This window comes from Ruegeria sp. H7 (assembly GCF_056532945.1).
Map to the genome: position 1 here is coordinate 10,907 of NZ_JBQFNZ010000013.1, position 26,001 is coordinate 36,907.

24 protein-coding genes are annotated in these 26,001 nt (G+C 59.3%); 7 read left to right on the plus strand and 17 right to left on the minus strand.

Annotation, left to right across the window (positions count from 1 at the left end):
* Positions 1–21: 21 nt before the first annotated feature.
* From rpoB to rplJ, 3 genes are all read right to left on the minus strand, one after another.
* Positions 22–4,158, minus strand: coding sequence for a DNA-directed RNA polymerase subunit beta (gene rpoB, locus ACR0AC_RS20035; protein ID WP_480780922.1), 4,137 nt, complete (start codon positions 4,156–4,158; stop codon positions 22–24).
* A 250-nt stretch (positions 4,159–4,408) separates the two neighbouring features.
* Positions 4,409–4,783 (minus strand): 50S ribosomal protein L7/L12, encoded by a 375-nt coding sequence (rplL, locus tag ACR0AC_RS20040; protein ID WP_170455057.1) that lies wholly within the window; start codon positions 4,781–4,783, stop codon positions 4,409–4,411.
* A 79-nt stretch (positions 4,784–4,862) separates the two neighbouring features.
* The gene (gene rplJ / locus ACR0AC_RS20045) at positions 4,863–5,381 is read right to left on the minus strand and encodes a 50S ribosomal protein L10 (protein ID WP_480875651.1); all 519 of its coding nucleotides are present in this window, start codon (positions 5,379–5,381) and stop codon (positions 4,863–4,865) included.
* A 401-nt stretch (positions 5,382–5,782) separates the two neighbouring features.
* Here rplJ and ACR0AC_RS20050 point away from each other — a divergent pair, with 401 nt between their 5' ends.
* Complete coding sequence (locus ACR0AC_RS20050) at positions 5,783–6,742, plus strand: aminoglycoside phosphotransferase family protein (protein ID WP_170455061.1); 960 nt, start codon at positions 5,783–5,785, stop codon at positions 6,740–6,742.
* 72 nt (positions 6,743–6,814) lie between these two features.
* On the opposite strand, the gene rplA is transcribed toward ACR0AC_RS20050, so the two are convergent.
* Positions 6,815–7,513, minus strand: a complete 699-nt coding sequence (gene rplA / locus ACR0AC_RS20055) for a 50S ribosomal protein L1 (RefSeq protein ID WP_170455063.1) — start codon at positions 7,511–7,513, stop codon at positions 6,815–6,817.
* 1 nt (position 7,514) lies between these two features.
* A complete protein-coding gene (gene rplK, locus ACR0AC_RS20060; RefSeq protein ID WP_010440985.1) occupies positions 7,515–7,964 on the minus strand; it encodes a 50S ribosomal protein L11 in 450 nt (149 codons plus the stop codon).
* A gap of 215 nt (positions 7,965–8,179) precedes the next feature.
* Here rplK and ACR0AC_RS20065 point away from each other — a divergent pair, with 215 nt between their 5' ends.
* The gene (locus tag ACR0AC_RS20065) at positions 8,180–9,112 is read left to right on the plus strand and encodes a hypothetical protein (protein ID WP_170455065.1); all 933 of its coding nucleotides are present in this window, start codon (positions 8,180–8,182) and stop codon (positions 9,110–9,112) included.
* Positions 9,113–9,336: 224 nt separating this feature from the next.
* The gene (locus ACR0AC_RS20070) at positions 9,337–9,855 is read left to right on the plus strand and encodes a trimeric intracellular cation channel family protein (RefSeq protein WP_480627309.1); all 519 of its coding nucleotides are present in this window, start codon (positions 9,337–9,339) and stop codon (positions 9,853–9,855) included.
* Positions 9,856–9,931: 76 nt separating this feature from the next.
* Here ACR0AC_RS20070 and nusG read toward each other — a convergent pair whose 3' ends face one another.
* The 11 genes from nusG to ccoN all read right to left on the minus strand — a co-directional run bounded on the left by nusG (position 9,932) and on the right by ccoN (position 20,001).
* Complete coding sequence (gene nusG / locus ACR0AC_RS20075; RefSeq protein ID WP_008758130.1) at positions 9,932–10,465, minus strand: transcription termination/antitermination protein NusG; 534 nt, start codon at positions 10,463–10,465, stop codon at positions 9,932–9,934.
* Positions 10,466–10,654: 189 nt separating this feature from the next.
* Entirely contained in the window at positions 10,655–10,852 is a 198-nt protein-coding gene (secE, locus tag ACR0AC_RS20080) for a preprotein translocase subunit SecE (RefSeq protein ID WP_050605011.1), read from the minus strand.
* A gap of 101 nt (positions 10,853–10,953) precedes the next feature.
* Positions 10,954–11,112 carry a cbb3-type cytochrome oxidase assembly protein CcoS gene (gene ccoS, locus ACR0AC_RS20085; RefSeq protein WP_170455067.1) on the minus strand — a complete coding sequence of 53 codons (159 nt, stop codon included), beginning with the start codon at positions 11,110–11,112 and terminating at the stop codon, positions 10,954–10,956.
* Positions 11,113–11,118: 6 nt separating this feature from the next.
* Entirely contained in the window at positions 11,119–13,296 is a 2,178-nt protein-coding gene (locus ACR0AC_RS20090; RefSeq protein ID WP_480875658.1) for a heavy metal translocating P-type ATPase, read from the minus strand.
* A gap of 4 nt (positions 13,297–13,300) precedes the next feature.
* Positions 13,301–13,759, minus strand: a complete 459-nt coding sequence (locus ACR0AC_RS20095; RefSeq protein WP_480875661.1) for a FixH family protein — start codon at positions 13,757–13,759, stop codon at positions 13,301–13,303.
* Positions 13,756–15,189, minus strand: coding sequence for a cytochrome c oxidase accessory protein CcoG (gene ccoG, locus ACR0AC_RS20100; RefSeq protein ID WP_170455073.1), 1,434 nt, complete (start codon positions 15,187–15,189; stop codon positions 13,756–13,758). The genes ACR0AC_RS20095 and ccoG overlap by 4 nt, the downstream gene beginning before the upstream one ends.
* Before the next feature lie 100 nt (positions 15,190–15,289).
* On the minus strand, positions 15,290–16,165 hold the full coding sequence (locus ACR0AC_RS20105; RefSeq protein ID WP_480875664.1) for a LysR family transcriptional regulator: 876 nt from the start codon (positions 16,163–16,165) through the stop codon (positions 15,290–15,292).
* A 409-nt stretch (positions 16,166–16,574) separates the two neighbouring features.
* Positions 16,575–17,438, minus strand: coding sequence for a cytochrome-c oxidase, cbb3-type subunit III (ccoP, locus tag ACR0AC_RS20110; protein ID WP_170524053.1), 864 nt, complete (start codon positions 17,436–17,438; stop codon positions 16,575–16,577).
* Positions 17,435–17,638, minus strand: coding sequence for a cbb3-type cytochrome c oxidase subunit 3 (locus tag ACR0AC_RS20115; protein ID WP_170455079.1), 204 nt, complete (start codon positions 17,636–17,638; stop codon positions 17,435–17,437). The genes ccoP and ACR0AC_RS20115 overlap by 4 nt, the downstream gene beginning before the upstream one ends.
* A 12-nt stretch (positions 17,639–17,650) precedes the next feature.
* Positions 17,651–18,379 (minus strand): cytochrome-c oxidase, cbb3-type subunit II, encoded by a 729-nt coding sequence (gene ccoO / locus ACR0AC_RS20120; RefSeq protein ID WP_170455081.1) that lies wholly within the window; start codon positions 18,377–18,379, stop codon positions 17,651–17,653.
* A 14-nt stretch (positions 18,380–18,393) separates the two neighbouring features.
* Entirely contained in the window at positions 18,394–20,001 is a 1,608-nt protein-coding gene (gene ccoN / locus ACR0AC_RS20125; protein ID WP_480875667.1) for a cytochrome-c oxidase, cbb3-type subunit I, read from the minus strand.
* A gap of 196 nt (positions 20,002–20,197) precedes the next feature.
* Here ccoN and ACR0AC_RS20130 point away from each other — a divergent pair, with 196 nt between their 5' ends.
* Together ACR0AC_RS20130 and ACR0AC_RS20135 are read left to right on the plus strand one after the other, a co-directional pair.
* Positions 20,198–21,037: a universal stress protein gene (locus ACR0AC_RS20130; protein WP_170455085.1), complete on the plus strand. Its 840-nt coding sequence runs from the start codon at positions 20,198–20,200 to the stop codon at positions 21,035–21,037.
* A 201-nt stretch (positions 21,038–21,238) separates the two neighbouring features.
* Positions 21,239–21,646 carry a hypothetical protein gene (locus tag ACR0AC_RS20135; RefSeq protein WP_480875670.1) on the plus strand — a complete coding sequence of 136 codons (408 nt, stop codon included), beginning with the start codon at positions 21,239–21,241 and terminating at the stop codon, positions 21,644–21,646.
* A gap of 48 nt (positions 21,647–21,694) precedes the next feature.
* On the opposite strand, the gene fnrL is transcribed toward ACR0AC_RS20135, so the two are convergent.
* Positions 21,695–22,438 carry a transcriptional regulator FnrL gene (fnrL, locus tag ACR0AC_RS20140; RefSeq protein WP_480627311.1) on the minus strand — a complete coding sequence of 248 codons (744 nt, stop codon included), beginning with the start codon at positions 22,436–22,438 and terminating at the stop codon, positions 21,695–21,697.
* A gap of 61 nt (positions 22,439–22,499) precedes the next feature.
* Between fnrL and hemN the strand changes: the two genes are divergently transcribed.
* Complete coding sequence (gene hemN / locus ACR0AC_RS20145) at positions 22,500–23,855, plus strand: oxygen-independent coproporphyrinogen III oxidase (protein ID WP_480875674.1); 1,356 nt, start codon at positions 22,500–22,502, stop codon at positions 23,853–23,855.
* A 214-nt stretch (positions 23,856–24,069) separates the two neighbouring features.
* The gene (locus ACR0AC_RS20150) at positions 24,070–25,998 is read left to right on the plus strand and encodes an elongation factor G (RefSeq protein ID WP_480586582.1); all 1,929 of its coding nucleotides are present in this window, start codon (positions 24,070–24,072) and stop codon (positions 25,996–25,998) included.
* The last annotated feature ends 3 nt before the right edge of the window (positions 25,999–26,001 follow it).

The window sequence follows — 26,001 nt, forward strand, 5'->3', positions numbered from 1 at the left end:
ACGGGAGAAAGGGCAGCGCCCTTACTCCTCAACCTCCGCATCCAGGAGTTCCATATTCAGGCCGAGGCCACGGACTTCTTTAACCAGAACGTTGAACGATTCCGGTACGCCCGCTTCAAAGTTATCCTCGCCCTTGACGATCGACTCATAGACCTTGGTCCGGCCGGCGACGTCATCCGATTTCACGGTCAGCATCTCCTGCAGGGTGTAGGCGGCGCCGTAAGCTTCCAGAGCCCAGACCTCCATCTCACCAAAGCGCTGACCACCGAACTGCGCCTTACCACCCAGCGGCTGCTGGGTCACCAGGCTGTACGGCCCGGTCGAACGCGCGTGGATCTTGTCGTCCACAAGGTGGTGCAGTTTCAGCAGGTACTTGATGCCAACGGTGACCGGACGTGCAAATTGCTCACCGGTGCGACCGTCGAACAGAACCGACTGACCGCTTTCCGAGAAGCCCGCACGCACCAGCGCGTCGTTGACGTCAGCCTCTTTGGCACCGTCGAAGACCGGGGTTGCGATCGGAACACCGCGGGTCACGTTGCCCGCAGCCTCGATCAGGCCATCCTCGTCCAGACCGGTGATGCCTTCTTCGTAGACGTCTTCGCCATAGGCCAGCTTCATCGCCTCACGTACCGGGGTCAGATCGCCGGAACGGCGGTATTCACCCAAGGCGTCGTCGATGTTCAGACCCAGACCGCGCGCGGCCCAACCCATGTGGGTTTCAAGGATCTGACCAACGTTCATACGCGAAGGCACACCCAGCGGGTTCAGACAGAAGTCAACCGGCGTACCATCGGCAAGGAACGGCATGTCTTCCATCGGAACAACCTTGGAAATCACACCTTTGTTCCCGTGACGACCAGCCATCTTGTCGCCCGGCTGCAGCTTGCGCTTCACGGCGATGAAGACTTTGACCATCTTCATCACACCCGGCGGCAGGTCGTCGCCACGGCGGACTTTCTCGACCTTGTCTTCGAAACGGGCGTCCAGAGCACGTTTCTGCACTTCGTACTGCTCGTTCAGAGCCTCAACGATCTGTGCGTCCTGCTCGCCTTCCAGCGCCAGCTGCCACCACTGACCACGGGTCAGGGTTTCCAGCAGCTCCTCGGTGATCACCGAGCCTGCCTTGACGCCCTTCGGGCCTTTGACAGCGGTTTTACCCAGGATCAGGCCCTGCAGACGCGCATAGATGTTGCGGTCCAGGATCGCCAGTTCGTCGTCCCGGTCACGGGCCAGACGTTCAACTTCCTCACGCTCGATCTGCAGCGCACGCTCGTCTTTTTCGACGCCGTGACGGTTGAAGACGCGGACCTCGACGACCGTACCGTAATCGCCCGGCTTCACGCGCAGCGAAGTGTCGCGCACGTCAGATGCTTTTTCACCAAAGATGGCGCGCAGCAGCTTTTCTTCCGGGGTCATCGGGCTTTCGCCCTTCGGAGTGATCTTGCCGACCAGAATATCGCCCGGCTCAACATCCGCACCGATGTAAACGATGCCCGCCTCGTCGAGGTTGCGCAGCGCTTCTTCGCCGACGTTCGGGATGTCGCGGGTGATCTCTTCCGGGCCCAGCTTGGTGTCACGGGCGGCGACTTCAAACTCCTCGATATGGACCGAAGTAAAGACGTCGTCACGCGCGATACGTTCCGAGATCAGGATCGAGTCTTCGTAGTTGTAACCGTTCCACGGCATGAACGCGACGACCACGTTCTTACCCAGAGCCAGTTCACCCATATCGGTCGACGGACCATCGGCAATGACCTCGCCCTTCTGGACGGTATCACCCACCTTGATCAGCGGACGCTGGTTGATGCAGGTGTTTTGGTTCGACCGCTGGAATTTGCGCAGACGATAGATGTCAACGCCAGCGTCGCCCAGTTCCAGATCTTCGGTGGCGCGGATCACGATACGCTGGGCATCGACCTGGTCGATGATACCGGCGCGTTTCGCCTGGATCGCAGCGCCCGAGTCGATCGCAACCTTTTCCTCGATGCCCGTCCCGACCAGCGGCGCTTCGGCGCGCAGCAGCGGAACCGCTTGACGTTGCATGTTCGAGCCCATCAGAGCACGGTTGGCGTCGTCATTTTCAAGGAACGGGATCAGCGATGCAGCGACCGAGACCAGCTGCTTCGGCGACACGTCGATCAGGTCCACATTCTCACGCGGGGCAAGGGTGTAGTCACCGGCCTGGCGGGTCGACACCAGATCGTTGATGAACTTGCCATCAGCGTCCAGGGTCGCGTTCGCCTGCGCCACGGTGTGACGCATTTCCTCGGTCGCGGACATATAATGCACTTCGTCCGTCACCTCGGCGTCTTTGACAACGCGGTAAGGTGTTTCGATGAAGCCATACTTGTTCACGCGGGCAAAAGTGGCCAGCGAGTTGATCAGACCGATGTTCGGACCTTCGGGCGTTTCAATCGGGCACATCCGGCCATAGTGGGTCGGGTGTACGTCGCGAACCTCAAAGCCCGCACGCTCACGTGTCAGACCACCGGGGCCAAGCGCCGAGAGGCGGCGTTTGTGAGTAACTTCCGACAGCGGGTTGGTCTGGTCCATGAACTGCGATAGCTGCGAAGAGCCAAAGAATTCACGAACAGCAGCCGCAGCCGGTTTCGCGTTGATCAGGTCCTGCGGCATGACGGTGTCGATCTCGACCGACGACATACGCTCTTTGATCGCGCGTTCCATGCGCAGCAGACCGACGCGGTACTGGTTTTCCATCAGTTCGCCGACCGAACGGACACGACGGTTGCCGAGGTGGTCGATATCGTCCACGTCGCCTTTGCCGTCACGCAGTTCAACTAGCGCCTTGACGCAGGCCACGATGTCTTCGCGGCGCAGGGTGCGCAGGGTGTCCGGCGCGTCCAGAGCCAGACGCATGTTCATCTTCACGCGGCCAACGGCGGACAGGTCATAGCGTTCGCTGTCGAAGAACAGGGTGTCGAACAGAGCGGACGCAGCCTCGACGGTCGGCGGCTCACCCGGACGCATGACGCGGTAAATGTCCATGAGCGCGCTTTCGCGGTTCATGTTCTTGTCCTGCGCCATAGTGTTGCGCATGTACGGACCAACATTGACGTTGTCGATGTCCAGAACCGGAATGTCGGTGATACCCGCGTCGATCAGCTCTTTCGCGGTGCCACCGATCAGGTCGCCGTCCTTGTCGTATTCCAGCGTCAGCTCGTCACCAGCTTCAACATAGATCGCACCGGTTTCTTCGTTGATGATGTCCTTGGCGACATATTTGCCAACGATGTGATCGAACGGAACCAGCAGGTCGGTAACGGTGCCTTCGTCGATCAGCTTCTTGACCGCGCGCGGGGTGACCTTCTTGCCTGCTTCGGCAATCACTTCACCGGATTTGGCGTCAACCAGATCATAGGTCGGACGGGTGCCACGCACACGCTCGGGGAAGAACGGCGTGACCCAACCCTTCTTCTTGTCCAGCTTGTAGGACACGGTGTTGTAATACGCGTCCATGATCGCTTCCTGATCCAGACCCAGCGCATAGAGCAGGGTTGTCACAGGCAGTTTACGACGACGGTCGATCCGGGCGAACACGATGTCCTTGGCGTCGAACTCAAAGTCCAGCCAGCTGCCGCGATACGGGATGATGCGGCAGGCAAACAGCAGCTTGCCCGAGGAATGGGTCTTGCCCTTGTCGTGGTCAAAGAACACACCGGGCGAGCGGTGCATCTGGGACACGATCACACGCTCGGTACCGTTCACGATGAACGTCCCGTTCGGCGTCATCAGGGGCATGTCGCCCATGAACACGTCCTGTTCCTTGATGTCTTTGACCGATTTCGCGCCGGTGTCCTCATCGACATCAAACACGATCAGACGCAGAGTAACCTTCAGCGGCGCGCTGTAGGTCATGTCGCGCTGCATGCACTCTTCGACGTCGTATTTGGGCTTTTCCAGATCGTATTTCACGAACTCCAGAACGGAGGTTTCGTTGAAATCCTTGATCGGGAAAACCGATTGGAACACGCCTTTGATGCCTTCGCCGTCGGTGGGCTGCTCTGCATCGCCGGAGCGCAGGAAAAGATCATAAGAAGATTTCTGGACCTCAATGAGGTTCGGCATTTCCAGCACTTCGCGGATTTTGCCGTAATATTTACGAAGACGTTTCTGGCCAAGGAACGTTTGAGCCATGTCAGATGTCACCTTTCGATGTTCTCAGCGGGCAAAGACACCGTCGGGCCCCGGCATCTTGCACAATCGAGACAACACGTCCGGATCAATTCATGGCCACCGTCCCGAAGGCAGCCTCCCGATCCGAAAACCGTGTCTTAGAAAACGCCCCTTTGATTGAGGCCCTTTCTAAGACAGGTTCGGCTGGACCCGGATTTCTCCGGACCCAGCCAAATTTTGTGGCGCATCAGCGATGCACCTGTCGGATGGCTTAGGCCAGCTCGACTTCGGCGCCAGCTGCTTCCAGCTTGCCTTTGACTTCTTCGGCTTCCTCTTTCGAGACGCCTTCTTTGATCTTGCCGCCAGCTTCGACCAGTTCCTTGGCTTCTTTCAGGCCCAGACCGGTGATGCCGCGAACTTCTTTGATCACGTTGATTTTCGAAGCGCCGGCGTTCTTCAGAACGACGTCGAATTCGGTTTTCTCTTCCTCAGCTGCGCCACCGGCGTCGCCACCGGCTGCCATGACAACTGCGCCGCCGGCTGCGGGCTCAATGCCATATTCGTCTTTGAGGATGGTTTTCAGTTCTTGTGCTTCCAGCAGGGTCAGACCCACGATGCTTTCTGCGAGTGCTTTCAGATCAGCCATTTTATCAGCTCTTTCCGTTTACAGTGTGTGTTCCAACGTCAGGGGGTTTCCCCTACGCAGATCATTCAGTGCCAACCGCTTACGCAGCTTCCGCCTTCTCTTCGATGGTGGAAAGGATGCTTGCGATGTTGCATGCAGGTGCGCCAATCGCGCCGGCGATGTTCGAAGCAGGTGCGCCAATGCAGCCCACGATCGAAGCAATAAGCTCCTCGCGAGACGGCATTTTCGAAACTGTTTCGACGCCTTTGCGGTCCAGAGCGTTCTCACCCATTGCACCACCAAGAATCTCAAAATTCTTGTTATCCTTGGCGAAGTCCTCGGCCACCTTGGCTGCTGCCACGGGGTCCTCGGAATAGGTCAGAACGGTCATCCCTGTCAGCAGGTCGGCCATGCTTGCACACGGCTTACCCTCAAGGGCGATTTTGGCGAGCCTGTTCTTGGCAACACGCACGGAGCCACCCGCGTCACGAGCACGTGCGCGAAGGTCCTGCATCTCGGCAACTGTCAGACCGGCGTAGTGAGCAACCACTACGACGCCAGAGCTTTCGAAGATTTGGCCGAGTTCCTCGACCACTTTCTCTTTCTGGGCTCTATCCACAGTTCTCTCCAAGTTAGGGGCGATACCTCACCCCGGCTCATATTTGCCGCAGCTTTCGCTCCGGCGTTCAGGTCCGTTATTACGGGATTGGCCAAAATGCGCCCGAGGGTGGGACCCTCAGAATTCTTTGGTCTTACCCGTCTCAGGCAGGGAATTAAGGGGCCGGATGGCACCACCCACCGTCTTGGACGAAACGAAAGAAAGCGCACGACGAATCGCACGCTTTATTCCGCAGGTCTACTTAGGGCAGACAGGTCCGGTTTCCAAGGGGTAAATTGCACGTACCAGCGATCTATCGCCCGTATGTCCGGTTCAGGCGGACCATTGACACGATTGCACCGCTCTTGTCTTGTCAGACCCGCCGCCGGGGCGCAGAAATTCAGACGCAGATTTGCGAGACCATGCCGACACTTACGATTTCCGAATACGACATGGCCCGCGAGTTTGCCAACGAATTTGCGCGCGATCACCTGCGCGACCACATCACCGGGCTTCATTGCGTCTACCGATCACATGGCTTCCCCGGTTCGCGCTTTGTGATGAAGGTCGAAACCCCGTCGCAGGACTACGCGTTGAAGATCGATACCATCTCACCCGAATCCGGACGGCTGCCCAACGAATTCCAGGTGCTGGCCCGCGTGCACGATCATTTCCGACGGCACGAGACCGCCCGCGTGGTCCGCCCGGTATTCCTGTCGCCCGGCGGCGCGTTCATGGTCACCGAATATGTCGACCGCCCCACCGCCGTTGATGTGATCTACAACAGCACCGACGATAAACAGGTTGCCCAGATCTACCGCCGCGCCGGGTCGTGGCTGCATCACCTGCACAGCATCCAGAAGCCGACCGACTACGCGTTCCGACCGCGCTGGATGACCGACAACATCCGCGAACTGTCAACACTCGTTCCCCCCGATATCGCCCGGATCAGCCAGCCCATGGTCGATGCTTTCTTGGCCGAAGCCGCGCGCCTTCGAAACCGGCCCGACCTGCGCGTATTCTCGCACGGAGATTTCCACGGCCTGAACCTGATCATGGGTCAAGGCACCACTATCGGGCTGGATTTCACCGAAGCACGGGACAAGCTGGCCGTCTATGATATCGTGGATTTCCTGAAAGCGGACATATTCCGGGACGGCCCCAAGCCCGAGGTTGACCGAAGCGGCATCCTGAAAACCAACAAGCAGATGTTCTTCAAACTCTACCGCCACCCCATCGACATGGAGATCCTGGATTGCTGCCTGCGGGGTCGCCTGCTGAAAGACTGGCTGCGCCTGTGGCGGCCGGATTTTATTTGCAGCCAGTTTGAAGAACGTAAACGCGACCGCCTGGAAACCCGCTTGCGGCAAATCTTTCTGTAACGCCTGAGGCAAAGAAAAACCCGGGCCGTTCGCACGACCCGGGTCCATTTTCCAATGACTGAAAGCCGGGGCTTATTCGCCCGCAGCCGCCGCCACGTCCAGAGTCACGCCCGGGCCCATGGTCGAGCTCAGCGCGATTTTCTTCATATAGGTGCCTTTGGCGCCCGACGGTTTGGCCTTGGCCACAGCCGAGATGAAGGCACGGACGTTTTCGACCAGCTTGGCTTCGTCAAAGGACGCTTTGCCAACACCGGCATGCACAACGCCGCCTTTTTCCGCCTTGAACTGAACTTCACCGCCCTTGGCTGCTTCCACGGCCGCTTTCACGTCCATGGTCACAGTGCCGACCTTGGGGTTCGGCATCAGGTTGCGGGGGCCCAGAACCTTACCCAGACGACCGACGATCGGCATCATGTCCGGGGTGGCAATGCAGCGGTCGAATTCGATGGTGCCGCCCTGAATGGTTTCCATCAGGTCCTCTGCGCCAACGATATCTGCGCCAGCTTCTTTCGCCTCGTCAGCTTTGGGGCCACGTGCGAACACAGCAACGCGCATCGCTTTACCTGTGCCGTTCGGCAGGCCGACAACGCCACGAACCATCTGGTCCGCGTGACGGGTGTCAACGCCCAGGTTCATCGCGATTTCGATGGTCTCGTCGAATTTCGAGGTTGCATTGCCCTTGACCAGAGCAACCGCATCTTCAACCGACAGGTTTTCCTTGCCGGCGACAGCTTCGCGCGCAGCGCGGGTACGTTTACCGAGTTTTGCCATCTTACTTCACCTCGATGCCCATAGAGCGGGCCGAGCCCAGGATGATCTGCATTGCGCCTTCGACGTCGTTGGCGTTCAGATCTTTCATTTTGGCTTCGGCGATTTCGCGAACCTGCTTTGAGGTCACGGTTGCCACGGTCTCACGACCTGGGTTTTCCGCGCCACGAGGACGGTTACGCTTGCCGACCGGCTTCAGACCAGCTGCTTTTTTCAGGTAGTAAGACGCGGGCGGCGTCTTGATGTCCATGGTGAAGGACTTGTCCTGATAATAGGTGATCACGGTCGGGCACGGAGCGCCGGGCTCCATGTCTGCGGTCTTGGCGTTGAACGCCTTGCAGAATTCCATGATGTTGATGCCGCGCTGACCCAGAGCGGGGCCAACTGGCGGCGACGGGTTCGCCTGACCTGCAGGAACCTGCAGCTTCATTGTACCAGCAAGCTTCTTGGCCATTTGGTTTTCCTTTCAACTAAGGTGAAACGCGTTCCACCCAGATTATGTTGCGTGGTTCGGACCAGGATCGCGATCCCAGCAACCTCCCACGAGAGAATCTCGCCCGAAGACGATAGAGGCGGCATTTATAGGGGAATGGTGGGGTTGGCAAGAGCATTGCTTCGCAGCGTACTGGAATTACAGTGAGTAAAAGTCGAATTTAAAAAATCATCCAAATGAACATTGCGCAGCGCATTCTAAAACTCATAGGCGGGCTTTTCTTGCTGTGGCTTGTCCTGTTTGGCGCAAGCATACATTTTGGCCTTAAAGCAAGGTCAGAACAGGAGGAAGCTGCGAAAGAACAGAGAATTCAGAAACTCCGCCGTGAATGGCAAGAGCTATGCGCCGTCGAAGACTGCGCTCAGTTTCCTGTTGGTTACATTACCTACAAATTCGGGCCGGATCTGTACTATTTCCCGACAATTGGCTTGATGACCGAAAAACCACCCACTTTCACCGGTGGACTTTTGCCAGGCAGGTATGTCGAACTGGACGAAGAGAACAACACCAGACGCTCTTTCTCAGACAGCGGCAGTTTCAAAGTCTCCAGCTGCTGTCACTATCTTCTGGCGTTCTATGGGCTTGCCACAGGCATTCCAAAAATTCTTCGCGATAGTAGGGGCCATCGAATGGTTTCAACCATAACAAATTTCAATTCTCATGATCACCCTTACGGCCACAACAAGATCGGCCGCTGGCTTGATTTTGAGGTCGACGAAACACCTTCAATCCAAGCGGTCATCCGCGCTGATCAACCGTCTTTCAACGACGATTTTTGGCTTCTCTATTCTGGTGAGCCAAATGAGAAAGGAGGAAGAGATTTACGACTGTTGTCAAAACGCCCATTGATCAATGATAGGCATATTCTAGGCATGTGTGACTCATTGTGCACATTTGCAACAGTTTCATTGAAGGAAGCGACTGGTGGGACACAGCCACATATAACTCTCAAATGGATGACAATACCCAGAGTGAAGTCTTGTAATCCGGGCGGCTCTTCATACGGATGCCCCCTCTCTCTGGAAGCATTCGAAGAAGTCCCGCGCTTATTGGCCGTGATTGACGAAATGTTCGAGGCTGCGAAGAAGAAACCCTCAGTAGAGAACTGACTTGCACCCAAAGCACTTTTGCTACTCACTCGGCACCAAAGCAAATGCTGCGGTACCCACCTGACGCGCCATTCCGGGCACCTGAGAAAAATAAACAACGGACACGAGGTCATGGACTTTCAATACCTGATCGGCCTGGTCGGCATGGCGGCCTTTGCAATCACCGCCGTGCTGGCGGTCGCCCCGCGGGGCATCGACATCTACAGCGCCTGCTTTTGGGGATCGTGACCGCGATTGGCGGCGGCACCATTCGCGACATGGTGCTGGATGCGCCGGTATTCTGGTCGATGGATCCGAACTATATCTGGGTGGCGCTCATCGCCAGTCTTGTGACCGTTTATGCCTACAGATTTGCCCGGCAGGAGTCTGTTTACCGCCTCATGCTATATACCGACGGCCTCGGCGTGGCGCTGTTTGCAATTCAAGGCGCAAACAAGGCCTGGGGGTTGGGGTTCGGCTTGCCGGTCGGGCCTGTGATCCTCGGGGTGGTTACGGCCGTTGGCGGCGGCATCATACGCGACGTGCTGGCCGGGCAACCCACATTGCTCATGAGCCGGGACATCTATGCGTTTCCGGTATCCGTCGGATGCGCCCTTTATGTCCTGCTGCTGTATCTGGTTCCGGAGCACTCGACCGTGTCAGGCGTCGTCTGCGCAACCTTGATTTTCGCCATGCGGGCCGCCGTCATTCGCTGGGACCTGCGATTGCCCGACTGGGTGATGGTTCAGGCCAAACGCAGCTAAAGACTGCTTGGTCTACAAACAAAAAAACGCCACGAGCCCAAGCATCGCGGCGTTTCAAAAATCGTTGAGAGCCAGCTTAGCTCTGCTTCGTGACCTGAGTGAAATCCAGTTCCACCGGCGTTTCCCGACCGAAGATCGAAACCGAGACCTTCAGTTTCTGTGCTTCGTCGTCCACGCCTTCGACCATGCCGTCGAAATCCTCGAACGGGCCGTCGTTGACCTTGACCTTTTCACCCACCTCAAAGCTGATCATCAGCTTGGGCGCTTCTTCGCCTTCCTGAACGCGGTTGAGGATCTGGTTCACCTCGGCGTCGCGCATGGGCATCGGGCGGCCCTGCGGGCCCAGGAAACCGGTGACGCGGTTGATCGAGTTGATCAGGTGATAGCCCTGATCGGACATTTCCATATGCACCAAAACGTAGCCGGGCATGAAACGGCGTTCGGTCGTGACTTTCTTGCCCCGGCGCACCTCGATCACCTCTTCGGTGGGCACCAGAACCTCGTCGATATCGTCCTCAAGGCCCTGTTCAGCCACCGACGTGCGGATCTGCTCTGCGATCTTCTTTTCGAAATTCGAAAGAACGCTGACCGAGTACCACCGTTTCGCCATGAACCTGTCGTCCTTGTTTGCCGTCAGGGCGGTGCAAGCGCCCTTCATTGAAATTCTATCGCGTGACCCGGAATAAAAAGCGGCGCGCAACCTGATTCGCCGCACGCCCATTCCGAATAGTCATGTCACCTACTCTGACACGCCGTGCTGTGCAAGGGGGCAGTGGCGTTTCCGCCCGCCCGGACCGGCTTAGCTGAACGCGCCCAGGATCAGTTGCAAGCCGCCGCGAATGCCCAGATCGACCAGCGCAAAGAACACAGCCGTCAGCGCCGCCATGATGAACACCATGACCGTGGTCAACAGCACCTCACGCCGGGTCGGCCAGACGACCTTGGAGACTTCGGCACGGACTTGCTGAATGAACTGGATCGGGTTGGTGGTGGCCATGTGGCTTGATCTCTCTGCTAGCGGATAGGCCGGACATAGCCGGGCATTGCGGCAATTTCAAGGGCGGTTCGGATCAACTCTGCCTGGGCGATGCGACCCGGTTACGGCTTGGGCTTGTCGTCCCATTCATCGCTGAGAATTCGACGGGCGTCACCTTCGGGATCTTCATACTGGTTCGAACGGACGGTGTAGACAAACGCGACCAGGCCAACACCCCCCAGAAACAGGGAAATCGGGATCAGATAGGCCAGTACTTCCATTCGGGGTTACCTCAGCCGCAGGGCGTTCAGGGATACGGTAATGGACGAGGTCGACATCGCCAAGGCCGCGATCAGGGGGGTCGCCAAGCCGATCACCGCCAGCGGCACCGCGATCACGTTATACACGGTGGCAATGCGAAAGTTTTCGCGAATCCGTTTGGTGGCTTTGACGGCGGTGTCGCAGGCATCCGCGATGGGCGACAGATCGGTGCCCAACAGAACGATATCGGAAGCCACCCGCGCGGCGTCCAAAGCAGAAGCCGGAGAGATCGAGACATGCGCCGCAGCCAGCGCCGCCGTGTCATTCAGACCATCGCCCACCATCAGGACATGCCGCCCCTGATCGCTGAGCTCCTGAATGCGCCGCGCTTTGTCCTGAGGCAGCGCCTCGGCAATCCAGTTTTCGATACCCAGCTTATCGGCCAAGGCCTGAACGGAGCCCTTGGAATCGCCCGAGATCAGGATGATTTGCTTGCCCAACCGCGCAAACGCCTCGACCGCTTCTGCTGCGCCGGGGCGCAGGGCGTCCGAGAATGTGAAGGGCACGGGTGGGTTTGATCCGATTGAAAGCCAGGCCGAGGTCTGAGCCCCTTGCGCCCCTCCGACCCAGGCCGCGCGGCCCAGTCGGACACGCTGATCGCGATACAGGCCTTCGGTGCCATATCCGGGTACTTCGACGATTTCTTTCACTGCGGCAGGTTTAACCCCGGCGGCACGTGCTGCCTGCGCCAATGCGACCGAAAGCGGGTGGGCTGATGCCTCGGCCAAGGCCAACGCAATTTCCAGGTCAGCGCGGGAATGGTCGCCCAGATTGGTCAGTTCCGGCGCGCCGGAGGTCAGCGTGCCAGTCTTGTCGAACACAACCGTATCGACCTCGGCCAGACGCTCCAGAGCGGTGGCGTGCTTGATCAGCATACCCTTGCGGAACAACCGGCCCGACGCGGCTGTCGTCACCGCAGGCACAGCCAGCCCCAAGGCGCAGGGGCAGGTGATGATCAACACCGCCGCCGCGATGTTCAACGCGGTGCGCAGATCGCCGGAATAGATGTACCAACCAACGAAGCTGAGTGCCGACAGAATGTGAACGCCCGGCGCGTAAAGCTTGGCTGCCTTATCCGCCAGCGACGTGTACCGGGACCGCCCGGATTCCGCGATGGCAACCAGATCGGCCATCCGGTGGAGTGAGGTATCTTCGCCCACCGCCGTGGCCCGGATGGTCAGCGGGCCGGTCAGGTTGACCACACCCGCGCTGACGTTCTGGCCCGCTTCGGCAAAGACCGGCAGGGTTTCACCAGTCAGCAAAGACCGGTCCAGCTCGGACCGCCCCGAGACGATCTGGCCGTCCACGGGCATGCGCCCACCGGGCCGCACGAGGATCAGATCGCCCGCGGTCAGGGCTGACACGGCAACCTCTTCCTCGACCCCGTCGATCACGCGGATGGCGCGCGGCACCTCAAGAGCGGTCAGTTCCTCGGCCGCGGACCGCGCGGCGGCACGGGTCCGGTAATCCAGATACCGCCCGGCCAACAGGAAGAAGGTCAGGGTCAGGGCGGCGTCGAAATAGGCATGTTCACCGCTCAGGGCCGTTTCCCAAAGGGACGTCATCAAAGCCAACAGGATGGCCAGCACAATCGGCACGTCCATATTCAGGCGACGAACCCGCAAGGCCGACCACGCATTGGCAAAGAACGGCTGCGCCGAAAAGGCAATGGCAGGCAAGGCAATGGCGGCTGAAATCCAATGGAACATGTCGCGCGTCGCGTCCGCCGCCCCTGACCAGACCGACACCGACAACAACATCACGTTCATCGAGGCGAAACCGGCCACCGCCAGCCGCATCAGCAGATCCCGACCCGCCTTATCCGCACTGGTCGCGGACAGGGCGCCCGGATCCAGCTCATGCGCCTCATACCCGGCGCGTTCCAGCACGGGGATCAGCTCCGCTGCCCGCGTCTCGGGCGCGGCTTTGATCATGGCGCGCTTCAGGGTCAGGTTGACCCGCGCATCTTCGACACCGGGATGCGCGTTCAATGCGCGTTCGACATTCGCAATACAGGCCGAGCAGTGGATGCCCGGCAAGGACAGCGCAATCTGAACATCCTCGGGGATCGGACGCGCCGGTTCCGCCGGGGTCGCAATGCACCCCGGGCAAGCCGCCGTCCCGGATGTGATTTGCGCCGTCACTCCGTTAGCCTTTCACATACAGCGGTACGCGCTGCGTGAACTCGGCCCCTGCATGATCGCGTGCCACAAGGCGGATATTCCAATTCCCCTTGCCCAGCGTCGCAGGCGTCGCATAGGCGATACCGTCAAAGGTAAAATCCGGCGAGAAATCATCCTTTACATGGGTCGCGCGACCCACGACCGCCCGCAATTCGGCCACCTGAACCGGGGCACCCGTGGCATCGGTAATGTGCAGGATCAGCAGGCCACCCTTGGTCTCGGCCCGGACCTCCCAGCCCAGCGCCTGTTGTTCCTTCAACCGCTCATTGAATTCCTGGCTGGCGACGTAAGAGTTCTTAACCTCGAGCCCCGGAAATGTTTTCACCGCGTTATAGGCCAGCAGCAGGTTTACGGCGATAATCACCCCAAAGGCGCCGACGAAAATCGCCAAAGCGTGCTTCCCGGTGAATTTGCGTTCTGTCATGATCCGTTCCCTCGGCCATTGAACGTGGTGTCTTTGTAGGCGCGCTCGCCGCTGGTGATGTCTTCGACCCAAATCCGAACCGGCGTCGTTTCCGCCCCCGCTGGGCCAGCATCGCGAGAGGCGGTGATGTACACGCGCACCAACTGTGCTGTGTCGGCCGTGACATTCACAGTATGCAGGTTTGTGCCCTCAATCTCCAACCGCATCGACGGATCACCGGCAAGCGACAGGCTGAACAGGCGGTCTTCGCCGTGTTTGTTGCGCAGACGCACATCATAGGTGTTTCGGATGGTGCCGTCGGACAAGGTCACGAAGGTCGGGTTGCGAACAGGTGCAACCGTCAGATCAATATCGGACCGGATGAACAGCGCGAACAGCAACGCGAACCCAACCAGTGACCACAGCGCCGTATACATGATCGTCCGGAACCGCAGGATGTGCTTCCACACATTCTTGGGCGGCTTACCCGAGCGTTCGTTGGCCTCATCGCTCAGCGCCATATAGTCGATCAACCCACGCGGTTTGCCGATCTTGGCCATCATGTCATCACAGGCGTCGATGCACAGCGCACAGGTGATGCATTCCAACTGCTGGCCATCCCGAATGTCGATCCCCACGGGGCAGACATTCACGCAGGCCATGCAGTCGATGCAATCGCCCAACTCGGAATCGGCAGTGCGTTTGCCTTTGCCGCGCGGCTCACCCCGCCATTCGCGGTAGCCGACGACCAGAGTGTCTTCGTCCATCATCGCGGCCTGAATGCGCGGCCAGGGGCAGGCGTAGATACAGATTTGTTCACGGGCAAAACCGCCAAACAGGAAGGTCGTACCAGTCAGGATCAAAACGGTCGTGTAGGCCACGGGGTGCGCATTGCCGGTGACCAGATCGCGCAGCAATGTGGGCGCGTCGGCGAAGTAGAACACCCAGGCCCCGCCGGTTGCGAGGCCGATCAGAAACCAGGCCGTCCACTTCGTCAGCCGCAACCGCGCCTTGCGAAAGTCCATCTTCTCTTGCCGGTGCAGGCGCAATCGCGCGTTTCGGTCCCCTTCGATCCAGCGCTCGACCAGTATGAACAAGTCGGTCCAGACCGTTTGCGGGCAGGCATAACCGCACCAGACGCGACCAAGGGCCGAGGTGAACAGGAACAACCCAAGACCGGCCATGATCAAAAGCCCGGCCACAAAGTAAAACTCATGCGGCCAGATCTCGATCCAGAAGAAATAAAACCGCCGGTTGGCCAGATCCAGCAGCACCGCCTGATCCGGCAGGCTGGGCCCGCGATCCCATCTGATCCACGGGGTCACATAGTAGATACCCAGCGTGACAATCAGGATGATCCATTTCAGGTTCCGAAACGGGCCGGATACGCGTCTTGGGAAAATCGGCTCGCGCGCGGCATACAAGCTGGGGGCGGGATCGGAATCGCTCACTGGCTGGCTCCAAATGGGTCTTCTGCTAGCGTCTTCTTCCAGATCATGTCCGCGCAAACTTTGACATGGGTCAAAACGCGCATCGAACAAACATCTTTTATCACATGCTACCAGATTGCCGCTTCAACCAGGTCACAAATGTCTTCACAGCGGGCCTAAGCGGCGTTTTTGCAGTTAAAACATGGTATCCGCTGGGGTCCGGCTCGGAATGCAGCTCGATCAGACGCCCGGCGCGGATGTCGTTTTCGACGAAATGTCGCACCGTTGCGGTGACGCCCTGACCGGCACGCAGCCCATCCAGCAGCAGGTTTCCGGGCAAAGACATACGCCCGGCCAAAGGCGGATGAGTCACCCCCCGCTTGGCAAGCCATGTGGACGCCTCGGTTGTTCCCAACTCCTCCAGCCAAGGCAAATGGGCCAGTTCTTCTGGCGTCCAGCTGGTTTTGCCCCCCAACAGGACGGGGGCAGCGACAACGACAAAGGGTGTTTCCAGCAACATCTCGGACTCGACACCCGACCATCCGCCCGCCCCGTAGCGGATCGCGACATCGACGCCGCCGGGCGTCAAGGCAACCAGATGCGGCGATGGGTCAATCGCCAGGTTGATCTGTGGGTATTCGGCCTGAAACGCCGGCAAACGCGGCATCAGCCACGACGCCGCAAAACTTGAGGTCAGCGATACGTGCACCGGACGCGCCTCGCCCGATTTCATAAGCTCTTCCACAACGGTGCCGATGGATTCAAAACCCAGATGCAGGGCGCGGGCCAGATGTTCGCCTTCGGCGGTCAAGGACAGGGATTTGCCGCCACGCTGTACCAATGCGACGCCCATATGTTTCTCAAGCGCGCGCAATTGCTGGCTTATGGCAGCATGGCTAACATTCAAGGCCTCGCCAGCCTGAACGACGCCGCCCCTCTCTGCAAAGGCAGAAAAGGCCCTTAATGAGGCCAGCGGGGGTAGCTTCAGCCAATTCACGTGTAATCCTTGCTTACATTTTGGAACGCTAATTGGGTCGCATTTTTTGCCGGAGAACACAATCTTGTTGTTATCCGCAACACCGCGACAGGAGGGAACCCATGCTCTCGATTTATGCCAAAGCGATATTGAACGCGACCAGACTGCACCGACCGGCAACCACCCATGCCGCGCACTCAGAGGCAAAACCAAAGCTAATCGCCTTGCCGCCGGTGGGTCATTCTTTGTCGAAACACGCGCCCAGATCGGTTCAGAAAGACACAAGCAGGGTTCTGACACATCTGCCCTCGGGGCAGTCCTGTCCTCAGACCTGAAATAGGCACCGGCTGTTCAGGAAACGCGCGAACAGATGGAACAGCCGGTGCCGGGACCTGTGGGCAGCGAACCGCCCACAGGTATTCTTTTGCGCTTACTGACCGCCGCCCAACTGGTGGACATATGCGGATACGGCGCGGATCTGCGCCTCGGTCAGGCGGGTATCCCAGTTCGGCATCACGCCAAAACGGCTATAGGTCACGGTCTCGGTCAGCGCCTCTTCGCTGCCGCCGTACAGCCAGATCGCATCCGTCAGGTTCGGAGCACCCTGGAACATGTCGCCTTGACCGTTTTCGCCGTGACAGGCCGAACAGTTGTCTTCGAACACAACCTTGCCCGCCTGTGCAGCCGCATCGTCGGTCTGCGCGTTGGTCAGCGACATGACGTACTGAACCACCTGGGTGATCTCTTCCTTCTCGAGGATCTCACCAAAGGCCGGCATCTCGGAATAGCGCGCATCGTCGCTTTCTTCGTTCCGGATGCCATAGCTGACGGTAAAATGGATATCCTCCATCGTGCCGCCCCACAGCCATGCGTCATCCAGCAGGTTCGGGAAGCCCGGCGCGCCCTGCGCACCCGAACCATGACACTGCGCGCACCAGGTACGGAACACGGCGCTGCCCGCGTTGACGGCATATTGCTGAAGCTCAGCATCCTTCGAGATATCGTCGAGCGGCGTATCCACCAATTGGGCGTTCAAAGGCGCGTTGGCCTCTTCAAACGCGACCAGTTCCTTTTGCACCTCAGCGCGCGAGGACCAGCCCGTCACACCCGCCGTTGCCGATTGCACAAGCGGCCAGGCCGGATACATGATGGTGTAGATCACGCCCCAGAAGATCGTGGCGTAGAAGGTCCACAACCACCAGCGGGGCATCGGGTTGTCGAATTCCTCGATCCCGTCCCAGCTGTGACCGGTTGTATTCGGATCGCCCGGCTGTTTTTCAGGTGTCTTGCTCATGGCCGCGCCTCCTTGGGTGTGGCGGGTTTGTCTTGCTGGGCGGGGGCATCGGAGTGCCGGAACGGGATGTTGGCGGTGTCCTTGTATTCCTTGCTGGCACCGGGGCGGAAAACCCAAACCACGATGCCAAGAAAGAAGGTGAACAGCAGCAGCAGCATCCAGCTATCCGCGAATTGCCGTAAGAGTGTATATTCTTCCATCATACCCTCCTGTTATCGGCTGGCTGCCGGGGTGAAGGTCGAGAAATCGACCAGTGTGCCCAGCATCTGCAGATAGGCAATCAGCGCATCGGCCTCGGTCAGATCAGACTGACCGTCGAAGTTGCGCACATTGACCTTGTCGCCATAACGCTCCAGCAGCCCGTCATAGTCGCTGTCCGGATCAGCCTGCGCGCGGAAGTCGGCCACGGCGTTTTCCAGCATTTCTTCGGTGTAGGGCGTGCCGACCACGGCGTTTGCCGCCATGATGTCGCCGATATATTCACCGTCGATCTTGCGGCGTTCCAGGAAGCCATATTTCGGCATCACCGATTCCGGCACCACCGATTGCGCATCGCGCAGGTGGCGCACATGCCAGTCGTCCGAGTAACGGCCACCGACGCGAGCCAGATCAGGCCCGGTACGCTTGGACCCCCACTGGAACGGGTGGTCATACATCGATTCAGCCGCCAGCGAGTAATGGCCATAACGTTCGACCTCGTCCCGCATCGGGCGGATCATCTGGCTGTGGCAGACATAGCAGCCTTCGCGCAGATAAATCTCGCGACCCGCCATTTCGAGTGGGGTGTAAGGGCGCATGCCCTCCACCTTCTCGATGGTGTTCTCAAGATAGAACAGAGGTGCAATCTGTACGATTCCACCGATGGTCACGACCAGAAAGCTGAAGATCAGCAGGAGGGTCGCGTTGGTCTCGAGGATCTTATGTTTGTCGAGAATTGCCATTGCTCCGGCCCTCCTTATTCAGCCGGGACCGCGACGGTCAGGCTGGCCTCACGGGCCGGCGCTTTCCGCACAGTCATCCACAGGTTGTAGCACATGATCACCGACCCAGCGAGGAACATGACCCCGCCCAGACCGCGCACCACATACATCGGGAACTTGGCCGCCACAGTGTCGGCGAACGAGTTCACCAGGAAGCCGTTGGCATCCACTTCGCGCCACATCAGGCCTTCCATGATACCGGTCACCCACATCGACGCGGCGTAGAGCACGATGCCGATGGTGGCGAGCCAGAAGTGCCAGCTGACCATTTGCAGCGAGTAGAGACGCTCACGCTTCCACAGGACAGGCACCAGGAAGTACAGCGCACCGAATGTGATCATGCCGTTCCAGCCCAGCGCACCCGAATGCACGTGACCAATGGTCCAGTCGGTATAGTGAGACAGGCTGTTCACGGCACGGATCGACATCATCGGACCCTCGAAGGTGGACATGCCGTAGAAACCGACCGAGATCACCATCATCCGGATCACCGGGTCGGTACGCAGCTTGTCCCACGCGCCCGACAGGGTCATCAGGCCGTTGATCATGCCACCCCAGGACGGCATCCACAGGATCACCGAGAACACCATGCCCAGCGTCGAGGCCCAATCCGGCAGCGCGGTATAGTGCAGGTGGTGCGGACCGGCCCAGATATACAGGAAGATCAGCGCCCAGAAGTGGATGATCGACAGCTTGTACGAAAACACCGGACGTTCGGCCTGTTTCGGGATGAAGTAATACATCATGCCCAAGAAACCGGCGGTCAGGAAAAAGCCCACGGCGTTGTGGCCGTACCACCACTGGATCATGGCATCTTGCACGCCCGACCAGACGATGACCGATTTCGAACCCCAGATGCTGACCGGGATGGTCATGTTGTTGACCAGGTGCAGCATGGCGACGGTGACGATGAAGGCCAGGTAGAACCAGTTTGCCACATAGATATGGGGCTCTTTCCGCTTGATGATCGTGCCCAGATAGACCGCCAGATAAGCGACCCAGACGACGGTCAGCCACAGGTCAACATACCATTCCGGCTCGGCATATTCCTTGGACTGGGTTCCGCCCAGAACGTATCCGGTAGCAGCCAGCACGATGAACAGCTGATAGCCCCAGAACACGAACCACGCGAGGTTTCCACCCCACAGCCGCGCGGCGCTGGTACGCTGAACCACATAGAACGAGGTTGCGATCAACGCGTTGCCGCCAAAGGCAAAAATCACCGCCGAGGTGTGCAGCGGACGCAGGCGGCCAAAGTTCAGATAGCCCTGCGCCCATTCGAAATTCAGCGCCGGAAAGGCCAGCTGGAACGCAATAAAGGTCCCTGCAAGGAACCCGACCACGCCCCAAAAGGCGGTTGCGATCACGCCGTAGCGGATCACGTCATCCATGTACTCGCCCGAGCGATCAGTGAGAATATCTGGCTCATCCGTGTTTCGAAGCGTCCAGATGAACAGACCGCCGGCGATGACCATCACCAGAATCGCATGCACCTGATACGCCAAATCGCGTGCATAATTGGACCCGATCGCGGCAAATACCACGACCAGACCAAGCACGATCAGCTTGATGTAATTCGACATATTGCGTCCCTTTACCGTGCCCCGCGCAATTTGCGTGCCGCGCGGAACCTTTTTGACTGTTTGCTGTATTGAAGAAATGCAGCCTGGGCTGCTTTGATCTGAGTCAAGACAGACACCCGTTTTCTATGACACGCATACCTCTATGAATGGGTTATCTGGTCGCAGGGGACCGTTGACCCCAAGTCAAGAGGTCGATATGGCGTATAAATCTCTTCTCACAATCATGACCGAAACACAGGGCGCACAGGCCACGCTTGCCCAGTTGGCGGCACTGGCCGAAGCGCAGGATGGTCATGCCGAGGCCCTGTGTCTGGGCGTCGATCGCAGTCAGACAGGCTATTACTATGCCGGGGCAAATGCGTTGATCCTTCAGGAAACGCTCAGCCGGGCCAATGCCGAAGCGGATGAGTTGCTGGCCTTCGCTAAGGAGTATCTGCGCAAAACCGGGGCCCGCTGGTCAGCCGAAAGCGGTGTGGCCCAGATCGCAGATATTGGCCGCCATGTGGCACATCGGGCGCGGTTTTCGGATCTGGTCGTGCTGCCGCATCCGTACGGTGAGGATCGCGGCGCCGAGGCCGAACCGATTATCGAAGCCGCCATGTTCGAAGGCCACGCGCCTGTGCTGGTCGTCCCGAATACCGCCCGTCCGATGTCGGTGCCCAAGCGCATCATGATCGCGTGGAACGAAAGCATCGAGGCGATGCGCGCCGTGCGCCGCGCCCTGCCCTTCCTCAAGGCGGCTGATGTGGCCCGTATCGTGGTCATCGACCCGCCGCGCCACGGGCCTGACCGGTCCGATCCCGGCGGGATGCTGTCCCAGATGCTGGCGCGGCACGGCGTAAAATGTGAGATTGAGGTGCTGAGCAAGACAATGACCCGCGTCTCGGACATTCTGAACCGGCACGCGATGGATACGGAATCCGACATGATCGTCATGGGGGCGTATGGCCATTCCCGCTTTCGCGAAGCGATCCTTGGCGGCGCAACACGCAACATGCTGGAACAATCCGCCGTCCCGGTTTTTCTGGCCCACTGAACCACGCTGCGGGCCTGGAGCTTTGAAAGCTGCATCAAGTACGACCGGCTGCAGGTTCGGGCGCACATGAACGTACAACCGTTTCGCGGCACCTTCTGCCACCCGGGCTGCCGCATCTTCACATGCCCGTTAGTGCGGTGAAACGATGCTGGCGTGGTGCGCGGACACTCCCTACCTCGGTTTCAAATCGACGGAGGCACAATGCGCACCTTTATCCCAACCCTTGCCGCTGCGGTCATGCTGGCCATTCTTATCGGCGCAGATGTCGCCAAGCCTCTGGGTGCCCACCGATGGTGGTCGCAGAAAACGCTGCTGTTTGGCGCGCTAATCGGGCTGATCCTTGCAACCCTGCTTGCACGCGTGTCGGTTCCGGTAGCAAGGCTGGCTGTTGCCGTGGTGCTCACAGCGTTCGCTTTTGGTGTTGCAAAATACGGTCAGACCCAATTCGCCGCCTCATATGCCGAAGATGCCTTGGCGGGTAAGCTGTGGTACTTCGGATGGATTGCGGTCGGAGCCACTGCGGCATCCCTGTTGACCTTCCTGATGCAGATGATCCTGCCCGGAACCGCTGGTCGAACACCATCAGGCTCGGGCAGCAAGATCAGCTAGGCCAAAGCGAACCCAATCGGGTCTAGCCAACGCGGGTGCCTGATCTGGTCAGACCAGGAACCCACCATCCGAATCGTCCCCGGCCTCATCCATCAATCGGGCCATGTCAGGAATAGTCACGTGGCGTTTGCCTTCCAACGCAATCACCCCGTCCTTTTTCAGGGCCGAGATCTGACGGCTGACCGTCTCAAGCGTCAGACCTAGGTAGTCGGCCATCGCCTCGCGGGTCAGGGGCAGGTCAAAGACAATCGCCTCCGACAGCCCCTTTTGCGTGATCGAGGCATCGCGACGCGCAATGATCGACAACAGGCTGGCGATCTTTTCCCGCGCGGTTTTGCGCCCCAGAACCAGCATCCACTCGCGCGCGGCGTCCAGCTCGTCCAATGTCATCTGCAACAGGCGATGCGCGATATGCGGCGTCGCGTTCATCAGATCCTCGAACGGTTTCTTGCGAAAGCAGCACATCACCACGTCCGTGGTGGCCTGAACGTCATAGGCCGCGGCGTCGCGCCCCGGTCGACCCACAAAGTCACTGGGCAGCAAAAGACCCACCATCTGGGTCCGGCCATCCTCCATCGTTTGGGTCAAAGAGGCGATTCCCGACACGACCGAACCGACAAAGTTCATCTGATCGCCTGACCAAATGATCGTCTGACCCGCCTCGAAACTGCGGTAATACTTAATCTCTTCAAGGGCTTCCAACTCATCCGTATCACAGCGTGCACAGACGGCCCGGTGACGAATCGGGCAGTCTTCGCAATTGGCGTGATCGAACTGTGCTTTAATTGTCATGCGCGTTCCCACTTGATCTCTGTCAAAGCAGCCAAGTCGTTGGCCTCATAAGGTTATCGTCATGATAGATAAATCACAATTGGCAAGGCTTGGACTATTTGACGCGAAAGTGCCGCGTTACACGAGCTACCCAACCGCCCCCCACTTCAGCAATGACGTGGGGGCTGACCTTTATGGCGACTGGATTTCCGCAATAAAACCCGGAAGCGCCGTCTCGCTATATATCCACGTCCCCTTCTGTCGCCGGCTGTGCTGGTTCTGCGCCTGCCGCACGCAAGGCACGCAGACGGACAACCCGGTCATTGCCTATGTGGATGTTCTGAAGGCCGAGCTGGACTTGCTGGCCGCGCGCCTGCCAGACGGCGTCGTGCTGTCGCGCCTGCATTGGGGCGGTGGAACGCCAACCCTGCTGAACCCGGACCTGATGCGCGAACTGGCGCAGCATATCCTGGGCATTGTGCCCATGGGCCCGGATGCCGAGTTCTCGGTCGAAATCGACCCGAACGAAATTGACGATGCGCGTCTGGATGCCCTGGCCGAGGCAGGCATGAACCGCGCCTCGATCGGTGTGCAGGATTTCGACGATGAGATTCAAAAGACCATCGGGCGCATTCAAAGCTATGACACCACCCGCGAAGCGGTCGACATGATCCGCGCGCGCGGCATCACCAGTCTGAATGCCGATATTCTGTACGGTCTGCCCCATCAGACCAAGGCCCGCATGACCGAAAGCGTGCAGAAGCTTCTGTCGCTCAGCCCGGACCGCGTGGCGCTTTATGGCTATGCCCACGTGCCGTGGATGGCCAAGCGGCAGCAGCTGATTCCATCAGACGCGCTGCCGACGCCCGAACAACGGCTGGACCTGTTCGACACGGCCCGCCGCCTGTTCATGTGGGACAACTACGCCGAGATCGGGATCGACCACTTCGCAACACAGGAAGACGGCCTGACCCGGGCTTTGAACGCGGGGCAGTTAAAGCGCAACTTCCAGGGCTATACCGACGATCAGGCCGAGGTTTTGATTGGGGTCGGTGCCAGTTCGATCTCGCGCTTCCCGCAGGGCTACGCACAGAACAATCCGGCGACCTCGGCGCATACCAAGGCGGTTCGCGACGGGCGGTTTTCAACCTCGCGCGGGCATCTGTTCAAAGCTCAGGATGTGCTGCGCGCCCGGCTGATCGAAACGCTGATGTGCGATTTCAAGATCAACTCGGCCGAGATTCTGCGCGACTACGACGTCACCGTCCAAGAGTTGCGCGACATGTACAGCGCGGCCAATACAGCCTTTGACGGGTTGCTGCGCATCACCGAGGACGGGCTGTTCATCCCGCCCGAAGCCCGCGCCCTGACCCGGATGATCGCGCGGACCTTCGATGCCTACGACCTCAGCAAGGCCGGGCATAGTTCCGCCATCTGACCCAAAGACCGCGGGCGGCTTTTCCGCCCGCGTCGCGAGATTTCGAACAGGGGCTTGACGCAAGGCTTCTGTTTTCTCCAAACTTGGGGTGTGGCCCGTTAAACTGGTCCGCAACTCGAGGCAGGTAAATTCGCAGACATCCCGTGCCGACGCTTTTGCGTTTGACATCCTCATTCGTGCAGCCACTCTGCAACCTGAAAGAGGGACAGCACATATGCGCGTTTTCACCGTCCTGGGCCCCAGTCAATCGGGCAAATCCACTCTGGTCGAGGCCATCAGCCGCCTCGACGGGCGCCCCACAACATTCGACGTATCCGGAACCGTGCATTTGCACGGTTTTTCTTACTTGGACGAACCGTGGTGCGCGGTTGACGTTGATGGCGGCGGCGATGCGCTGGCTTATGTCGGTCCGGCCATGGCAATCTCGGACGCGGCAGTTGTCGTCGTGCCACCCGATCCAGACGCCGCTGTGCTGTGTGCGCCGTATCTGAGATTGGTCGAAGAGGCCGGCATCCCCTGCTTTCTGTTCATCAACCGGATGGACAATCCCAACGGCCGCATCCGCGACATTATCGCGGCGCTGCAAACCTATTGCACCAATCACATCGCATTGCGCCAGGTCCCGATCCGCGAAGGGGAAACGATCATCGGCGCGGTCGATCTGATTTCTGAACGCGCGTGGAAATATCAGGAAGGCCAGCCCTCGGCCCTGATTGAATTGCCGCAATCGGTCGAGGATCGCGAGCAGGAGGCCCGCACCGAATTGCTGGAAACCCTGTCCGATTTCGATGACAACCTGCTGGAGCAACTGATCGAGGACAAGCAGCCCCCCAGCGCCGAGGTCTATGACCTCGCCGCGCAAGTCCTGCAGAACCACCAGCTGATCCCGGCCTGTCTGGGGGCCGCAAGCCATGGCAATGGCCTGACCCGGTTGATGAAAGCCCTGCGGCACGAGGCGCCTGAGTTTGATATCGCCGCCGGGCGTGACGAAGCCGCAGACAATGCCCGCGCAATCGCAGGCTTTGCTGATGTTAAGAAACATATCGGCAAGATCACCGTGCTGCGTGGCCTGGGCGACGGCGTCAAAGCGCACGAGGCGTTGGGCGGCGAAACCGTGGGCAACCTGACCACGCTGGACGCGAAAACCCAGATCAATGCGTTGGAGGCCGGGCAGATCGGTCTGGCGGTCAAATCCGATCACCTGAATCCCGGTTTTATTTATGACAGCCGTGCGGCAACACCGTTGCCGGATTGGGCCGCGTCGCACCCGGTTGCGCACCGGCAGATCGTCTCGCCCGCGCATGAACGCGACGACGTGCGCCTGTCCAACGCCCTGACCCGACTGGTCGAAATCGATCCGGGGCTTCAGATGGAGCAGGATGAACTCAGCGGTCATTCCGTTCTGGGCTCGCAAGGGCCACAGCATATGCGGCGGGTGACGGCGAAGCTGTTAGAAGATTTCGGCATCGAAATCGAAACCAGCGCGGTTGAAACCGCCTATCGCGAAACCATCCGCACGCAGGTGGAACACCGGCATCGGCACCGCAAGCAATCCGGCGGGGCCGGACAATTTGCCGATGTGGTCATCTCGGTCGCGCCGCTGCCGCGCGGGTCGGGCTTTCAGTTCGAGGAAATCGTCAAGGGCGGGGCCGTGCCGAAGAACTATATCCCGTCGGTCGAACACGGGGCCAAGGACGCGCTGGTACAGGGCCCCGAAGGCTTTCCGGTTGTGGATGTCAAAGTCACACTCAGCGACGGAAAGCACCACAATGTCGACAGTTCGGACTATGCCTTCCGCACCGCAGGCAAGAACGCCGTCCGCGAGGCCCTGCCCGAAGCCAAACCCGTGGTCCTGCAACCGATCCTGACCGCCGAGATTCACCTGCCGTCGGATTTCGTCGGCGATCTGGTGCCCACGATCAGCACGCTGCAAGGGCAGGTTTTGGGGTTCGAGGGCAATCCAAACGCCTCGGGCTGGGAGATCTTCAATGCGCAGCTTCCGGCCGTTGCACAGGATGAGCTACACCGCACCCTCGCCAGCGCCACGCGCGGGACCGGTTGGGTCAAGCTCAGCTTTGATCATTATGAGGAGCTGCGCGGACCGGTTCCCAAACCCGCCGACCGGGAAAAGGCCAGCGCCTGAGAA

What these genes read in the sequence shown, in the direction of transcription:
- rpoB (WP_480780922.1), bottom strand. Translation starts at nt 4,158, where the DNA reads ATGGCTCAAACGTTCCTTGGCCAGAAACGTCTTCGTAAATATTACGGC.
- rplL (WP_170455057.1), bottom strand. Translation starts at nt 4,783, where the DNA reads ATGGCTGATCTGAAAGCACTCGCAGAAAGCATCGTGGGTCTGACCCTG.
- ACR0AC_RS20050 (WP_170455061.1), top strand. Translation starts at nt 5,783, where the DNA reads ATGCCGACACTTACGATTTCCGAATACGACATGGCCCGCGAGTTTGCC.
- rplA (WP_170455063.1), bottom strand. Translation starts at nt 7,513, where the DNA reads ATGGCAAAACTCGGTAAACGTACCCGCGCTGCGCGCGAAGCTGTCGCC.
- rplK (WP_010440985.1), bottom strand. Translation starts at nt 7,964, where the DNA reads ATGGCCAAGAAGCTTGCTGGTACAATGAAGCTGCAGGTTCCTGCAGGT.
- ACR0AC_RS20065 (WP_170455065.1), top strand. Translation starts at nt 8,180, where the DNA reads ATGAACATTGCGCAGCGCATTCTAAAACTCATAGGCGGGCTTTTCTTG.
- nusG (WP_008758130.1), bottom strand. Translation starts at nt 10,465, where the DNA reads ATGGCGAAACGGTGGTACTCGGTCAGCGTTCTTTCGAATTTCGAAAAG.
- secE (WP_050605011.1), bottom strand. Translation starts at nt 10,852, where the DNA reads ATGGCCACCACCAACCCGATCCAGTTCATTCAGCAAGTCCGTGCCGAA.
- ccoS (WP_170455067.1), bottom strand. Translation starts at nt 11,112, where the DNA reads ATGGAAGTACTGGCCTATCTGATCCCGATTTCCCTGTTTCTGGGGGGT.
- ACR0AC_RS20095 (WP_480875661.1), bottom strand. Translation starts at nt 13,759, where the DNA reads ATGACAGAACGCAAATTCACCGGGAAGCACGCTTTGGCGATTTTCGTC.
- ccoP (WP_170524053.1), bottom strand. Translation starts at nt 17,438, where the DNA reads ATGAGCAAGACACCTGAAAAACAGCCGGGCGATCCGAATACAACCGGT.
- ACR0AC_RS20115 (WP_170455079.1), bottom strand. Translation starts at nt 17,638, where the DNA reads ATGGAAGAATATACACTCTTACGGCAATTCGCGGATAGCTGGATGCTG.
- ccoO (WP_170455081.1), bottom strand. Translation starts at nt 18,379, where the DNA reads ATGGCAATTCTCGACAAACATAAGATCCTCGAGACCAACGCGACCCTC.
- ccoN (WP_480875667.1), bottom strand. Translation starts at nt 20,001, where the DNA reads ATGTCGAATTACATCAAGCTGATCGTGCTTGGTCTGGTCGTGGTATTT.
- ACR0AC_RS20130 (WP_170455085.1), top strand. Translation starts at nt 20,198, where the DNA reads ATGGCGTATAAATCTCTTCTCACAATCATGACCGAAACACAGGGCGCA.
- ACR0AC_RS20135 (WP_480875670.1), top strand. Translation starts at nt 21,239, where the DNA reads ATGCGCACCTTTATCCCAACCCTTGCCGCTGCGGTCATGCTGGCCATT.
- fnrL (WP_480627311.1), bottom strand. Translation starts at nt 22,438, where the DNA reads ATGACAATTAAAGCACAGTTCGATCACGCCAATTGCGAAGACTGCCCG.
- hemN (WP_480875674.1), top strand. Translation starts at nt 22,500, where the DNA reads ATGATAGATAAATCACAATTGGCAAGGCTTGGACTATTTGACGCGAAA.
- ACR0AC_RS20150 (WP_480586582.1), top strand. Translation starts at nt 24,070, where the DNA reads ATGCGCGTTTTCACCGTCCTGGGCCCCAGTCAATCGGGCAAATCCACT.